Consider the following 14,607-nt stretch of genomic DNA (forward strand, 5'->3'; position numbering starts at 1 on the left):
AGTATTCGACATTCTGCACTCGACATTCACTTCAACATTCTAATAAGTGACCCACGTGTCTTTGCCACCTCCTCCTTGCGAAGAGTTAACGACGAGGGAGCCTTTGCGTAGCGCAACGCGTGTTAGTCCACCTGGGATAACGTTGATACCATCGCCGTACAAAATGTAAGGACGTAAGTCAACGTGGCGACCTTCGGCGTGGTCGTCCAAGAAACAAGGCACGCGAGAAAGTGAAATCACGGGTTGAGCAATGTAGTTACGCGGATTTTCTTTGATTTTTTGGCGGAAAATCTCGTGTTCTTCTTTGGTTGCTTTCGGACCAATCAACATCCCGTAGCCACCCGCTTCGTTGGCTTCTTTAATAACAAGATTTTCTACGTTTTCGAGCACATATTTCAGGTCATCGTCTTCGCGACAGATGTACGTCCGCACGTTAGGAATAATCGCTTCTTGGTCTAAATAATACTTAATGATGCGCGGCACGTAGGCATAAATTACCTTGTCGTCGGCTACGCCCGTTCCTGGGGCATTGGCTAAAGCAACTCTCCCTTTTTTATAGACATCAAAAATGCCAGGAATGCCTAGCAACGAGTGCGGGTTAAACACCTGCGGGTCGAGGAAGGTATCGTCGAGGCGACGGTAAATCACATCCACGATTTCAAAACCGCGCGTTGTGCGCATTTTAACGTACCCACCCGAAACCACCAAATCGCGGGCGTCAACGAGTTCAACCCCCATTTGTTGGGCCAAATACGAATGCTCAAAATAGGCAGAGTTATAAATCCCAGGAGTCAATACCACAATGTTCGGGTCGGGACGGTCGGCAATAAATTTCAGCATCTCAAACAAACGCGCAGGGTAGTCAGATACAGGGCGTACACCAGTGCGTGCTAGTACTTCGGGGAAAATCTGTTTAGAAAGCTCTCGGTTTTCGAGCATGTACGAAACCCCCGACGGGCAGCGAAGGTTATCTTCAAGTACCATAAACTGACCATCATCGCCACGGATAAGGTCGGTTCCTGTGATGTGGCACCAAATGCCTTTGGGTGGTTTTAAGCCTTTGCAGGCTTCCAAATAACACTTAGACGTCTCGATTAAATCGCGGGGAATAACGCCATCTTTTAAAATCTTTTGATCGTTGTAAATGTCGTCAATGAAAAGATTGAGCGCCGTAATGCGTTGGATAAGTCCCTTCTCCATGCGGTTCCATTCGTCGCCCGTTACTACCCTTGGAATAATGTCCAAAGGCATAATTCGCTCAGTTCCTTCACCTTCCGAATACACGTTAAAAGTAATTCCCATCGACATCAGCGCGCGCTCCGCAGTGTGCTGACGGTTAGCGAGTTCTGTATTGTTGAGCTGCTCTACACGTTGCTTAAATGCTTCGTACCCAGGGCGTACTTTGCCATCAGGGGTAAACATCTCATCATAGAACTTTTCGGTATCATAGTTTTTGAATGAAAATTGCATAATGGTGAAAAATCGTTGGTGAGTTATTTGTTTTGCCGAACAAGATATGGATAAAGTAGAGATTTTACCAAATTTTCTGTGGTAATTTGTTCTTTTGGTTAGTATAAATGGACAAGTTTCGGAAATTATTGGATTATGCCGTACTTTGTATAGTATTTTGCCGTTAAATTTTTACTTTGAATGAGTACATTGTTACCTTAGAGGTCTTACTTTTACAACACCTACTTTACTGCTGTTAAAATGTCGAATCGCTTTTGGATGATTGTTGCTGGATTGCTTGCTTGTGTTCAGGGGCGAGCACAACATTGGCTTGGAGTTTCATCGAGTAATTATGCAGGAACCAATGCCCTTTTTCTCAATCCAGCGCACGCCGCCGATTCGCGACATAAGTTGTACATCAACTTGGTGGGGAACGATATTTTCTTAACGAATAATTACATTCGTTGGGTGGCACCTTACTCGCTTTTTGGCATTATGACCAATACAGTTCCCAAAAAATACCGAAGTGAACGTGGGGCAATTATTTGGAGAGAAGAATATTACCAAGAACGCCTCAACGGCGAGCGTAAACATTTGCACGCAGGAGGTGATTTGCGCGGGCCTTCTCTGCTTTATTCTTTTAATAATAATCGTTTTGCGATTGGCCTCACTAGCCGTGGGAGATATGCCATGAGCCTAACAGATGTCACGGAAGAAACCGCGCGAGTTATCCGATTTGGAACAGATAATAAAGACCTTCAAAGTAAAGATTTTCGCAACCAACAGGCCAAATTAAATACCAACGGGTTTCTCGAAATGGGCATGACGCTGGGGGCGGTAGTGGCTGATTATGATGAACACTTTTTGAAAGTGGGTGCAACCGTAAAACGGTTGGTGGGGGTTTATAACGTTCATGCCGATGTACGAAATACAGACCATCGAATTGCGGTGGAGAGCTTAAATCGTGAAAGGGAGTTTATTATCGTTCAAAACCTCGATGCAACCTATGGCTACACCACGGGGGCGGCTTTTGATAACATTGGTCTTAGTCCTAAATTTCTGTTTGGGAATGCTTCGGCGGGCGGTAGTTGGGGGGCTGATTTGGGGGTGGTGTACGAATATCGCCCTGAGTTTAATGAATATATGCGAAAAGTCCCCAAGCGAGGCAAAGAACCTGATCCAAACAAAAACAAATACAAGTTTAGGGTTTCGGCAGCGATTACGGATATTGGGCGGCTTAATTACAAAAACCTGAATTATACAAGAGAAATAGACGTCCAAAAAGTAAGGGATGAATTTTCGTACACGGAATTTAACATGGCCAATACAACACCTTTGGCGGTGGCGGCAGTCAATCGTTCTTTGTCGGTCAATCCTGACGATGCGCCTCGTGCTTTTAAAGTGGGGCTTCCGCTGGCAGCCAATGTCAGTTTTGACTATCACCACTCTGGCCCTTGGTACGTGAACGCCATTTGGGTACAAGGGTTGAGGGGAAAAAATTACATGAACATCAAGCCCCAATCGGTTTTAGCCGTAACCCCAAGGTACGAAACGCGTTGGATTGAAGTCTCTGCCCCCGTAAGTTTGTATGATAACTACCGCGCCCTTGCGGTTGGCTTAGCCGCGCGGGTAGGGCCTATTGTCGTTGGTACAGACCATTTTACGGGGATTTTTGGCATTGGAAAGCCACAGGGAGCCGATTTGTATTTTGGACTCTATGCGCCTATCTTTCATCGAAAGCCCAAAGAAGCCATCAAATGTTGGTTTCCGCCCTACGAGAAACTTTTAAAGCGCAAACGTTAATCTAATAACATGGAAGCCTACGTTACTGTTGAATATTCCGCTGAAGGAATTGCCACCATTACGTTTTTTCATCCTGCTCAAAACTCAATGCCAAGTGTGCTTCTACAACGTTTGGCTGCGACCATTTCGGAGGTGAGTGAAGACGAGCGAACGAAAGTAATTGTACTAAAGAGCGGAGGAGAACGTACCTTTTGTGCGGGAGCAAGTTTTGAAGAATTGGCCTCCATCGAAACCGAAGAACAAGGATTGGCTTTCTTTTCGGGTTTTGCCAATGTCATTAATGCTTGTCGGCAAAGCTCAGCCATTGTACTTGGGCGCGTGCAAGGCAAAGCCGTGGGCGGAGGCGTAGGACTTGCCGCTGCCACCGACTATTGTTTGGCAACCCAATACGCCGCTGTACGTTTGAGCGAATTGTTGATTGGCATTGGCCCGTTTGTCGTAGGGCCAGCCATCGAACGAAAAATCGGAGTAGCCGCTTTTTCACAAATGACCCTCAACGCCCCTACCTTTTACTCCGCAACTTGGGCCAAAGAAAAGGGATTGTATGCTGAGGTGTATGAGTCTATCGAAGCGTTGGACGCCGCCGTGGCTACTTTAGCCCGTCAGCTGGCAAGTTATAATCCCGAAGCGCTTCGACAGCTTAAAAAAGTGTTTTGGGAAGGAACTGAGCACTGGAGCACGTTGCTTTACGAACGCGCAGCCATGAGTGGGCGACTTGTGTTGTCGGAACAAACGCGCGCAGCCATTGCCAAGTTTAAGGCTTAATAACCGTACCAATCCCCCCACCATTTTTGCAGGCTTTTTCGGATTTCGTTTTCGCGGGCATTTTGGCCAGGTTCGTAGAGCTTTGTTCCCTTCAATTCATCAGGTAAAAAGTCCAGAGGCGTAAAATTGCCTTCGTAATTGTGCGCGTACTTGTAGTTTTTGCCGTAGCCAATTTCTTTCATCAACTTAGTGGGTGCATTGCGCAGGTGCAACGGGACGGGCAAATGCGCCGTTTTTTCGGCCAATTCTAAGGCTTCGTTAATGGCCACATAACTAGCGTTACTTTTGGGAGAAGTCGCCAAATACACCACCACTTGAGACAAAATAATGCGTGATTCGGGGAAACCAATCGCTTTTACGGCATCTACGCAGGCGTTGGCCATAATCATAGCGGTGGGATTGGCGTTTCCAATGTCTTCCGAAGCCAAAATCAACATCCGTCGGGCAATAAACACAGGGTCTTCGCCCGCGTGAATCATGCGAGCCATCCAGTACAGCGCTGCGTTGGGGTCGCTGCCGCGCATTGATTTTATAAAAGCTGAAATGATGTCGTAGTGCTGTTCTCCTGATTTGTCGTATCGTGCCAAATTTTGCTGCGCCACTTCCGTTACGGTATCGTCGTTAATCACGATGGGGTTTTCGTGAAAATGGGCATTGACCACCAACTCCAACAAATTAAGCAGCTTACGGCCGTCTCCGCCCGACAAACGAAGTAGGGCGTCGTAGGAATCAAATTGAATGGTTTTTGTTTTTAAAATTTCGTCTTTTTCGGCAGCTTGGTGCAGCATTTTGATGAGTTCATCTTGCCCCAGCCCTTCTAAAATATAGACCTGACAACGCGATAACAACGCAGAGTTGATTTCAAACGACGGGTTTTCGGTGGTAGCACCAATGAGCGTAATTTGGCCTTTTTCTACCGCCCCTAGTAAAGCGTCTTGCTGACTCTTGTTGTAGCGGTGAATTTCGTCAATAAACACAATAGGAGGAAACAATCCCGACGGCCTTGCCAACACTTCGCGCAGCTCTTTTACGCCCGAACTAATCGCACTAAGCGAATGAAAAACCCGCTTGGTGGTTTCGGCAATAAGGAGCGCCAAAGTTGTTTTACCGACCCCTGGAGGCCCCCACAAAATCATGGACGGAATCAGGTTGTTTTCAAGGGCTCGTTTTAAGGCACCGTTTCGACCTAATAGTCGAGGTTGACCAATGAAATCCTCAAGGGTGCGCGGGCGCATACGTTCGGGTAGGGGTGCTGGCATGACTGTTGTTATTAGTGGGACAAAAATACAAACCTTTGTGCCTTTTCGCGCACTTTTCCTGCATGACTGTTCTCAAATCGGCTTGCGAGACTTATCTTTGGAACTATAACATTCTACATTTTCTTAAAGGAAGCCCAAGAGATTTTAGATAGGCAGCAGGAGCACTGTTTTTTAGTCGCTTGATAATTTTTTTGGAAATATACCTTGTAATGTGTAATGTTACGTAATACAATGTTGTTATGATACAGTCCATTCGGCACAAAGGCTTGTTACAATACTATACCGAAGGCAATGGTTCAAAGCTACCCGCCCAATATTTGCGAAAGATTAACCGTATATTAGACCAGTTAGACGCGGTTTCATCGGTTGATGATATTCAGGCAATGGGTTTAGGTATTCACAAACTTACAGGCGATTTGGCAGATTTTTGGTCTATCAAAGTTACCCCCAACTATCGGATTATCTTTCGATTTGAAGGGGGCGATATTCACGACATAGATTTTTTAGATTATCACTAAAAGGAGGCTATCATGTTAAAGCGCAACTTACCGCCAGTTCACCCAGGGGAAATATTACGGGAAGATTACATTAACGAACATAATTTGACCATTACGGAAGTAGCGGAAGGTTTGGGCATTGCCCGTGCTAATTTATCGGCCATCGTCAACGGACGAGCAGGGATAAGCCCCGAAATGGCCGTAAAGTTGGCCGAGGCGTTTGGCAATACCCCACAATTTTGGGGAAATTTGCAGAAAAACTACGAACTTTGGCACGCCGAACGCACGGTAAACCGCTCAAAAATTCGTCATTTTTGGGAAGAATGGAAGAGCGTACAGCCGACCTAAATAATCCTTTTCCATCTTAGAGCGAGCATTGAAAACTACCAAGAAATGGAACTTGAAGCACTATTTAGGTAATAAATTACAGGCATTTTAATACCCATGATCATTTTATGGCGCTCTATCGCATTGCTACTTCCAACGATATTGAAACCATTGCTCACCTTCACGCGGCGAGCTGGAAGACAACGTACCGAGGTATGTTGTCGGACGACTACCTCGACAATCATGTAACAGCCGACCGAATTAAGGTCTGGACCGAACGAATTGAACAACCCGCCGAAAACCAACGCATTATTTTATGTGTGGATGACCAAGAGAGAGCTATGGGGTTTGTTTGTGCTTATGGTAGCTCAACCGACCCTTTCGGTACATTTATTGATAACCTACACGCGGCGCCTGAGTTGAAAGGAAGAGGGGTTGGAAGGAAGTTGATGCGGAAAGTCTATGAGTGGAGCCTCGAGGTTTATCATCAGCCGAAGTTGTATCTTAAAGTGTTGGAAGACAATCTTCCTGCACGAGGTTTTTACGAGAAAGTAGGAGGAACTAATCAGGCGACCCTCACTGAGATAATGCCAGGGGGAAGCACCGTAAAGGCTTGTCGATTTGTGTGGGATACTTTTGAATTTTAACAAATAAAAAAAAGCCCGCAACTCAGTTGCGGGCGTAAGATTAAGGTGTCGGAATAATAATATATTCGTTAAACAATTACGTGCTCAGCCGATAATTGCTTCTTCATGCTTGTCAAAGCGCCAAAAACCAAGTTATACACCGACTGGATATTAATTTTCATGAAGTTTGAAATTTCTTCGTTGGTCATATTGACATAGAACTTCAAGAAAATGGCCTCGCGCTGACGGCGTGGGAGGCGCTCCATGGCTTCGTTGAGGTTACGGTTGGTTTGTAAATACTCTTCTTGAGCGATTACGTACGACTCCGCCGAAGCAGTGTAAAGGTGGTGGTACTCCAAAGGAATTTCTTCGCTGCTCGTATTTTTTTGTTGAGCATTGAGATGGCGAACCAATTTACGTTTAATCGAAGCCATCAAATAATAACGAACCGATGTGGTGTCACCAAGCGTGTGACGGTGTTGCCAAAGTTCTACAAACAAATCGTGAATACAATCTTTAATCAAAGCTTTATCGACACTAAATTGCGTACAATAGTTGTACAAAAGCTGAACGTAACATTGATAAAGTTTTGCAAACGCTGCCTCGTCGTCTTGACGAAACTGATTCCAAAGAGTTACCTCTTCCTGAGTAGTTAGATGAAACCGGGGCATTTGGGTGGAGGGGTTTGGGGTTTTGAAACAATCACAGCCCAAATGTAATTTTCTTTATATTAAGTTGCAAAATAAAAAGTGTTTTTTTTACATTTAATTTTCAGAATATAATTTGGTGAATTGAAATGTACTCCCATCAAATAGTCCTAAATCACTCATTTTCAGAAAAGGAATTACAAGTAGCCCCATAAACGATAATGTCATAAAAGGGGATGCAAGCGTAGAATTTAATGTTTGCTTAACAAAAGAATCGAGGGCTGTATATTGATTTGCGACCTCGTAGCCGTCCATATCCGACATTAATCCTGCAATAGGTAAAGGTAAAGTATGACCACTTCCGTCGCTATTTACGGCACTGACGCCGCCTTGGGCTTCAATGACCAAATTAATGGCTTTGGCAAGGCTTTCGTCATCGCAACCCACCGCAATAATGTTGTGCGAATCGTGCGCCACCGACGAAGCCAATGCCCCTTGCGTAAGTCCAAAATTGGTAATAAAACCGATGGCAACAGGGGCGGGTTGATAACGATTTATGACCGCAATTTTGAGAATATCCCGCTCGGTATCAGAAACAATATATCCCGTTTCGACGCGGGCGGGTACCTCAAGTAGGTTGGTGATTAATTGGCCATCTAGGGCTTCAATGACTTTTAAAGTAAGAAAAGTACTAGGAGCAGGAATAGCTAAATCGGATGCTTGGCAAGGCTGGCAATCAAACTGATTGACGATTGGACTGCGCAAATCAGGCAAAAGAGACGTGCCACGGTCGGCTATTTTTTCGCCATTGATATAAGTTTCGAGAATGGTAAAGTCATTGAGGTTGTCCACAATGATAAAGTCAGCCGAATCGCCTTCTCGAAGCAGCCCCACGGGCAGACGATAGTGCAAAACAGGATTGACACAAGCCGCCCGCAAAACATCGAAAAGCTTGTAGCCCTTGGCCAAAGCACGTTTCACCAGTTGATTGATGTGGCCATCGACCAAGTTGTCAGGGTGCTTGTCGTCCGAACAAAACATCAGTCGGGAAGAATACTGCGCCATCAGTGGAATAAGCGCTTCAAAATTTTTGGCGGCACTTCCTTCCCGAATCAAGACGTATTCGAGTCCAAGCTGGATTTTTTCAAATGCTTCGTCGTATGTAAAACATTCGTGGTCGGTGGTAATGCCCGTTTCAATGTACTTTTTTGCGGCCTCACCCCGAAGCCCAGGTGCGTGGCCGTCGATGGGTTTATTGAAGGCATTGGCCCACTGAATCTTCATCATTACTTCTGGGTCTTCGTTGAGAACCCCAGGGAAGTTCATCATTTCGGCCAAATATCCAATTTCCTTTAATGCCAACAATTGTCGAACTTCTTTGACGGAAATAGTCGCCCCAGCGGTTTCGAAAGTGGTCGCAGGTACGCACGAGGGCGCTCCAAAGCAAAATTTAAAGGGCACTCTTCGGCTATCCTCAATCATGTATTCGACGCCTTTTACGCCCAGCACATTCCCAATTTCATGAGGGTCAGAAACTGTCCCGACTGTGCCATGTACTACTGCCAAACGGGCAAATTGAACTGGCGTAAGCATTGAGCTTTCGATGTGGACGTGGGCATCAATAAAACCAGGTAGTACGTAGGGAGCACCTATTCGTTCTCCTCCAAGAATAGAAATGTTGACGATACGGGTGTCTTCAACGTCGATTTCGGCATAAGAAATAATGTGATCAAACACATTGAGGAGGTTGGCAGTAAATCGCATGGGGCTTGTAAAGGTTAATGGTTTGGTCAAAGGGAGAAACGACGATTTTGTGATTTGTGCCAGAAACTCCTAACTTTTCGCCAAAGAGTGCTAAAATTAGATTTTTCATTAAAAGAAATCAAATTTTTGACAATTTCATGCTAAAACGACCGCGTTTACCCATGATTTCAGTGCATGTTCCCTTCCTTTGGGTAGGTGGGCTGACGTTTTTTCCGTGGGTCTTTTTTAAGAAACAAAATCCTCCTGCGTGGCTTATTAACCACGAACGGATTCACCTTCGACAACAGGCTGAAATGGGCCTGCTTCTGTTTTACGTTTGGTATCTTTTGGAATACCTAGTTCGCCTTATCGTTTACCGCCACCGCTATCGTGCCTATCGAAACATTTGTTTTGAACGCGAGGCGTATGCCAATGATCAAAATTTGAGTTACCTCACTACTCGAAAACCGTGGGCATTTTGGAAGTATTTGTAAAAAAGTTACTTTTGCTTCATTAAAATCTCTTTGTAAAAATACGCGAAACTTGGATGGCTTCTAAGAACTACCATCCTGCTCAGTCGATGAAATAACGAGTAATGGTTCTCTTATTTTTCAATTTTTACAAAGACTTTTATGAATTCTTCCCCAATTATTGCCGTGGTAGGCGGCACAGGTAAATCAGGCGCTTATTTAGTACAAGAATTGCTTCGACAAGGTTTTCGTTTAAAATTATTGATTCGCAATGCTTTTTCGCGAGACTTGCCTTTGTTTTATAACCAGCCTACGGTAGAAATTATTAATGGTAATGTCCAAGATTATGAAGTCGTGCGTCAGTTGATTCAAGGCTGCGACGCGGTGATAAGTACGTTGGGTTTGGGTATCCCTAATAGTGAACCTACAATCTTTAGCCAATCCACACAAAATATACTTAGAGCGATGAACGAGTGTAGCATCGAACGGTATATTGTGACCACAGGATTAAACGTGGATACGCCTTTTGACCAAAAAAGCGCTAAAACGCAGTTCTCAACTGAATGGATGAAAACCAATTTTCCGCTTTCTACGGCCGATAAACAACGAGAATATGAACTTTTAAGGGACAGTAAAGTGCAATGGACATTGGTTCGGCTTCCACTTATTGAGCTGATAGATAGTCGGAAGGACGTTCTAATAAGTACAGAAGACATGCTGGGTGAAAAAATTAGTGCAACCGATTTGGCGTGCTTTCTAATAACTCAACTCAGTGACCGTACATATTGGAAAAAAGCTCCGTTTATTGGCTCAGTATGAGTAATTTTGTGGCTCGTTAAGTGCTTTCTGTTAACCTAAACCGTTTTGCGTATCGATGAGACTTTTACTGCTATTGTGCTTGCCTCTTTTTGCTTTTGCCCAAACTGCGCCGCCCTATCAAGTCAAGTTTACGACGGAGAAAATAAAAATTGACGGTGTGCTTGATGAACAAACGTGGGCGGCTATTCCTACAATTGGGACGTTTTGGCAGTATTTCCCGTCGGATACGCTCAAGGCAGTTTACAAAACCGAAGTAAAATTGACCTTTGATGACAAAAATATCTACGTCAGTGCTAAATGCCATGCGCAACATAAAAACTACGTGGTTTTGTCGTATCGGCGGGATTATCGGGCAGGCAGCAACGACAACGTGAGTTTTATCTTCGATACGTTCAACGATCGCACCAATGCCTTTCTGTTTGGCACCAATCCTTTGGGCGTCATGCGGGAGGCATTGTTGTACAATGGAGCTACCGACAATACATTCTTCAGTGAGTTTTGGGACAATAAATGGACGGCCGAGTCGAAAATTTACGACAACTATTGGACTACCGAAGTTGCTATTCCCTTTACAACTTTGCGTTTTAAAGAAGGGACAACGCAGTGGTTGTTTAAAAGCTATCGTTTTGATACCCAAATTAATGAGCAAAGTACGGTAGTTCAAATACCCCAAAATCAATTGATTATGAATTTGGGGTATTCCATTCCCATTGTTTTTGAAAAACCACTGCGTAAAACGGGGGCGAACATTTCGTTGATTCCGTACATCGCGGCGGGTAATTCGCAGGATTTTGTGAATCGCAATAACCCCAACAACGGCACGCGTTTTAACGTGGGCGGTGACGCTAAAATCGCCGTGACGTCGGGACTAAATCTGGACTTAACGGTGAATCCTGATTTCTCGAATGTCGAAGCCGACCGCCAGATTATTAACCTCACTCGTTTTGACATAAACCTTCCCGAGCAGCGCCAGTTTTTTCTCGAAAATTCCGACTTGTTTTCGGGCTTTGGCAGCTACGTTATCAATCCTTTTTTGCCTCCTCAAGGCAATTTGGGCGGAGCAGGAAACCAAATTTTAAGTCCCTTTTTCTCTCGTCAAATTGGGATTGCCAAAGATTCGACCACGGGTTTGGGCGTACCGAATCGCATTGTGTATGGAGCGCGCTTGAGTGGTAAGTTGGATGATAACTGGCGCATAGGTTTGTTGAATGCCCAAACAGCCGACGACGAGTTTAAAGGGATTTCGGGCGCTAATTTTGCCGTGGCGTCGGTGCAGAGGAAGGTGTTTAGTCGCTCTAACATTGCCGCTATTTTTGTCAATAAACAAACCTTACACCCCGAAATGGGGCGGAATTTGTCAAGTTTCAACCGCGTGGGAGGATTAGAGTACAATTTCACGTCACGAGACAGCCGTTGGCAAGGCAAAGCGTATTATCACCAATCATTCAGCGAAAACAAACAAAAAGATGCGTTTGCCAACGGCTTTTCGTTGATGTACAGCGTCCTGAAATACACCTTTCGTTGGGCGCACGACTGGGTAGGAAAGGGCTACGACGCCGAAGTGGGCTTTGTGCCACGCAAGGACTTTTTGCGTATCAATCCAACGCTCGGATTTTCGTTTTACCCCCGTACTCGCTTGGTCAATCGGTACAGTGTAGGAGTAGCGCTGGAGCAATATTCGATGCCTAACGTGGGTGTCACCGACCGTACAGCAGGGCCATTTTTGTCGATGTCGTTTCAAAGTTCCGCACGAATGCTCTTATCGTTGAACCAAAACTATACCTATCTATTCTCCGATTTTGATGCTTTGCGCAGTAATGGAAAATTGCCGTCGTTGCGAAAAGGAGGAAGTTATACGTACTACAATGCGTCGTTGAATTACTTCTCTGACCAGCGTAAAAAATGGTGGTTGTTTGCCCAGCCGCTCATTGGGCAGTATTATGACGGAACAATTGTGAGTTTAGCGGGTTCTATTAATTACCGTTATCAACCTTACATCGCATTGGCAATGAATTTTACGTACAACCGTATCAATCTTCCGATTGGTGACAACAACGTGTTTTTGTTAGGACCTCGGTTAGACTGGACGTTTTCAAAAAAAGTGTTTTTGACGACTTTTTTGCAATACAACAGTCAGTTTGAGAATATGAACGTCAACACCCGTTTTCAATGGCGTTTTGCGCCCGTATCGGATTTCTTTTTGGTGTATATTGACAATTACAATACGGTCAACGGCCAATCAAGAAACCGCTCTATTCAAGCAAAATTGACCTATTGGTTCAATTTGTAGTAGGATGCTAATGGCAAATCTAATCCAACCCGCTGTTATTCGGCGAATCTAACGTAATTTTGCAAACCAATTGTCTATTGGTGAGCTAGTATAACGACTTTTTGAATGAAGAATATTCGTAATTTTTGCATTATTGCCCACATTGACCACGGCAAAAGTACCTTAGCCGACCGCTTGTTGGAGTTTACCAAAACGGTTACTGACCGTCAGATGCAGGCCCAGCTGTTAGATGATATGGATTTGGAACGCGAACGGGGTATCACCATCAAGAGCCACGCCATCCAAATGGACTACATGTATAAAGGGGAAAAATATACCTTAAACCTCATTGATACACCAGGCCACGTTGACTTTAGCTACGAAGTATCGCGCTCGATTGCGGCCTGCGAAGGTGCGTTGCTTTTGGTGGATGCTTCGCAAGGCGTAGAAGCGCAGACGATTTCTAACCTTTACTTGGCCATGAACCAAGGGTTGGTGATTATTCCTGTGTTGAACAAAATTGACCTTCCTGGCGCAATGCCTGAAGAGGTAAAAGATGAGATGGAAGACCTCCTCGCCTGCGACCGCAATGACATTATTCCAGCCTCAGGAAAAGCGGGCATTGGGATTGAAGATATTCTAAATGCCATTGTAGAGCGAGTGCCTGCACCGTCAGGAAATCCAGATGCGGAACTCCAAGCCTTGATTTTTGACTCGGTTTTTAACTCATACCGTGGAATTGAGGTAATTTTCCGTGTTCAAAACGGAAGCATTCGTAAAGGCGACAAAGTAAAATTTGTGGCTACGGGTAAAGAGTACAACGCTGACGAAATTGGTACCCTGCGCCTCGAAAAAGAACCCAAAGACGTCATTGAATGTGGCGACGTAGGGTACCTGATTTCGGGGATTAAAGTAGCCAAAGAGGTAAAAGTGGGGGATACCATTACGCATACCGAAAAACCTTCTAAAGAACCTATTAAAGGCTTTGAAGAAGTAAAACCAATGGTATTTGCGGGATTATACCCCGTCGAAACCAGTGAGTTTGAAGAAATGCGCGAAGCGATGGAAAAACTCCAGCTCAACGACGCTGCCTTAGTATGGGAGCCCGAAACTTCGGCCGCCCTAGGCTTTGGTTTCCGTTGTGGGTTCTTGGGAATGCTCCACATGGAGATTGTTCAAGAGCGTTTGGAGCGTGAGTTTGACATGACGGTTATTACCACCGTTCCTTCTGTGAAATTTAAGGTAGTGACGACCAAAGGAGCGGAATTAGAAGTAAGTGCTCCTTCTGAAATGCCCGAACCAACGTATATTTCCTGGATTGAAGAGCCGTTTATTAAAGCCCAAATCATCACGAAGTCAGAATACATTGGCCCTATTTTGAAGTTGTGTATGGATAAACGAGGGCTGCTAAAAAATCAAAATTACCTGACTGCCGAGCGCGTTGAATTGATTTTTGAGATGCCGTTGGCCGAAGTAGTTTTTGATTTCTTTGATAAATTGAAAACCATTTCTCGCGGTTATGCCTCCCTTGATTATGAGTTGCTCGATTACCGCGAATCAGACATGATTAAGCTGGACGTGATGCTCAACGGCGACGGAGTGGATGCACTTTCGGCCATTGTTCACCGTACGAAGGCTTACGAATGGGGTAAAAAACTGTGCGAAAAACTACGGGAACTGATACCGCGTCAAATGTTTGAAATCGCTATCCAAGCGGCAATTGGTCAGAAAATCATTGCCCGCGAAACGGTAAAAGCGATGCGAAAAGACGTATTGGCAAAATGTTACGGAGGGGATATTTCGCGTAAACGTAAATTGTTGGAAAAACAGAAAAAAGGAAAGAAACGAATGCGCCAAGTAGGCAGCGTAGAAATTCCTCAAGAAGCATTTATGGCGGTGTTGAAGATTAATTAATGATTTTAAACACACTTAT

General features: G+C 44.7%; 13 protein-coding genes. 9 read left to right on the top strand and 4 right to left on the bottom strand.

The genetic code is table 11. The features are described from left to right. Positions 1–39: 39 nt before the first annotated feature. Positions 40–1,470, bottom strand: coding sequence for a circularly permuted type 2 ATP-grasp protein (locus DTQ70_RS00435; protein ID WP_122928975.1), 1,431 nt, complete (start codon positions 1,468–1,470; stop codon positions 40–42). 240 nt (positions 1,471–1,710) lie between these two features. Here DTQ70_RS00435 and DTQ70_RS00440 point away from each other — a divergent pair, with 240 nt between their 5' ends. Next, positions 1,711–3,252, top strand: a complete 1,542-nt coding sequence (locus DTQ70_RS00440; protein ID WP_122928976.1) for a DUF5723 family protein — start codon at positions 1,711–1,713, stop codon at positions 3,250–3,252. A 9-nt stretch (positions 3,253–3,261) separates the two neighbouring features. Then, positions 3,262–4,017 (top strand): enoyl-CoA hydratase/isomerase family protein, encoded by a 756-nt coding sequence (locus tag DTQ70_RS00445; RefSeq protein ID WP_122928977.1) that lies wholly within the window; start codon positions 3,262–3,264, stop codon positions 4,015–4,017. Here DTQ70_RS00445 and DTQ70_RS00450 read toward each other — a convergent pair. Beyond that, positions 4,014–5,276: a replication-associated recombination protein A gene (locus DTQ70_RS00450; RefSeq protein ID WP_122928978.1), complete on the bottom strand. Its 1,263-nt coding sequence runs from the start codon at positions 5,274–5,276 to the stop codon at positions 4,014–4,016. The genes DTQ70_RS00445 and DTQ70_RS00450 overlap by 4 nt on opposite strands. 239 nt (positions 5,277–5,515) lie before the next feature. On the opposite strand from DTQ70_RS00450, the gene DTQ70_RS00455 reads away from it, so the two are divergent. The 3 genes from DTQ70_RS00455 (at position 5,516) to DTQ70_RS00465 (ending at position 6,747) form a co-directional block, all read left to right on the top strand. Beyond that, positions 5,516–5,794, top strand: a complete 279-nt coding sequence (locus DTQ70_RS00455) for a type II toxin-antitoxin system RelE/ParE family toxin (RefSeq protein WP_122928979.1) — start codon at positions 5,516–5,518, stop codon at positions 5,792–5,794. Between the two features lie 12 nt (positions 5,795–5,806). Continuing rightward, positions 5,807–6,121, top strand: coding sequence for a HigA family addiction module antitoxin (locus tag DTQ70_RS00460; RefSeq protein ID WP_122928980.1), 315 nt, complete (start codon positions 5,807–5,809; stop codon positions 6,119–6,121). Between the two features lie 107 nt (positions 6,122–6,228). Beyond that, entirely contained in the window at positions 6,229–6,747 is a 519-nt protein-coding gene (locus DTQ70_RS00465) for a GNAT family N-acetyltransferase (protein WP_122928981.1), read from the top strand. Positions 6,748–6,815: 68 nt separating this feature from the next. Here the strand turns inward: DTQ70_RS00465 and DTQ70_RS00470 are convergent, their stop codons facing one another. Beyond that, complete coding sequence (locus tag DTQ70_RS00470; RefSeq protein WP_028521893.1) at positions 6,816–7,397, bottom strand: RNA polymerase sigma factor; 582 nt, start codon at positions 7,395–7,397, stop codon at positions 6,816–6,818. Between the two features lie 93 nt (positions 7,398–7,490). After that, a complete protein-coding gene (gene ade / locus DTQ70_RS00475; protein WP_122928982.1) occupies positions 7,491–9,137 on the bottom strand; it encodes an adenine deaminase in 1,647 nt (548 codons plus the stop codon). A 161-nt stretch (positions 9,138–9,298) separates the two neighbouring features. On the opposite strand from ade, the gene DTQ70_RS00480 reads away from it, so the two are divergent. The 4 genes from DTQ70_RS00480 to lepA all read left to right on the top strand — a co-directional run bounded on the left by DTQ70_RS00480 (position 9,299) and on the right by lepA (position 14,588). Beyond that, complete coding sequence (locus tag DTQ70_RS00480; protein WP_028521891.1) at positions 9,299–9,610, top strand: hypothetical protein; 312 nt, start codon at positions 9,299–9,301, stop codon at positions 9,608–9,610. Positions 9,611–9,748: 138 nt separating this feature from the next. Further along, positions 9,749–10,405 (top strand): NAD(P)-dependent oxidoreductase, encoded by a 657-nt coding sequence (locus DTQ70_RS00485; protein WP_122928983.1) that lies wholly within the window; start codon positions 9,749–9,751, stop codon positions 10,403–10,405. A 55-nt stretch (positions 10,406–10,460) separates the two neighbouring features. Next, complete coding sequence (locus tag DTQ70_RS00490) at positions 10,461–12,695, top strand: DUF5916 domain-containing protein (protein ID WP_122928984.1); 2,235 nt, start codon at positions 10,461–10,463, stop codon at positions 12,693–12,695. A gap of 105 nt (positions 12,696–12,800) precedes the next feature. Continuing rightward, on the top strand, positions 12,801–14,588 hold the full coding sequence (lepA, locus tag DTQ70_RS00495; RefSeq protein ID WP_122928985.1) for a translation elongation factor 4: 1,788 nt from the start codon (positions 12,801–12,803) through the stop codon (positions 14,586–14,588). Positions 14,589–14,607: the final 19 nt, after the last annotated feature.

The organism is Runella sp. SP2, assembly GCF_003711225.1.
Lineage (GTDB): Bacteria > Bacteroidota > Bacteroidia > Cytophagales > Spirosomataceae > Runella.

Bases quoted from the DNA above. Each gene is read 5' to 3' on its own strand.
- DTQ70_RS00435 (WP_122928975.1), bottom strand. From the start codon at position 1,470: ATGCAATTTTCATTCAAAAACTATGATACCGAAAAGTTCTATGATGAG.
- DTQ70_RS00440 (WP_122928976.1), top strand. From the start codon at position 1,711: ATGTCGAATCGCTTTTGGATGATTGTTGCTGGATTGCTTGCTTGTGTT.
- DTQ70_RS00445 (WP_122928977.1), top strand. From the start codon at position 3,262: ATGGAAGCCTACGTTACTGTTGAATATTCCGCTGAAGGAATTGCCACC.
- DTQ70_RS00450 (WP_122928978.1), bottom strand. From the start codon at position 5,276: ATGCCAGCACCCCTACCCGAACGTATGCGCCCGCGCACCCTTGAGGAT.
- DTQ70_RS00455 (WP_122928979.1), top strand. From the start codon at position 5,516: ATGATACAGTCCATTCGGCACAAAGGCTTGTTACAATACTATACCGAA.
- DTQ70_RS00460 (WP_122928980.1), top strand. From the start codon at position 5,807: ATGTTAAAGCGCAACTTACCGCCAGTTCACCCAGGGGAAATATTACGG.
- DTQ70_RS00465 (WP_122928981.1), top strand. From the start codon at position 6,229: ATGGCGCTCTATCGCATTGCTACTTCCAACGATATTGAAACCATTGCT.
- DTQ70_RS00470 (WP_028521893.1), bottom strand. From the start codon at position 7,397: ATGCCCCGGTTTCATCTAACTACTCAGGAAGAGGTAACTCTTTGGAAT.
- ade (WP_122928982.1), bottom strand. From the start codon at position 9,137: ATGCGATTTACTGCCAACCTCCTCAATGTGTTTGATCACATTATTTCT.
- DTQ70_RS00480 (WP_028521891.1), top strand. From the start codon at position 9,299: ATGATTTCAGTGCATGTTCCCTTCCTTTGGGTAGGTGGGCTGACGTTT.
- DTQ70_RS00485 (WP_122928983.1), top strand. From the start codon at position 9,749: ATGAATTCTTCCCCAATTATTGCCGTGGTAGGCGGCACAGGTAAATCA.
- DTQ70_RS00490 (WP_122928984.1), top strand. From the start codon at position 10,461: ATGAGACTTTTACTGCTATTGTGCTTGCCTCTTTTTGCTTTTGCCCAA.
- lepA (WP_122928985.1), top strand. From the start codon at position 12,801: ATGAAGAATATTCGTAATTTTTGCATTATTGCCCACATTGACCACGGC.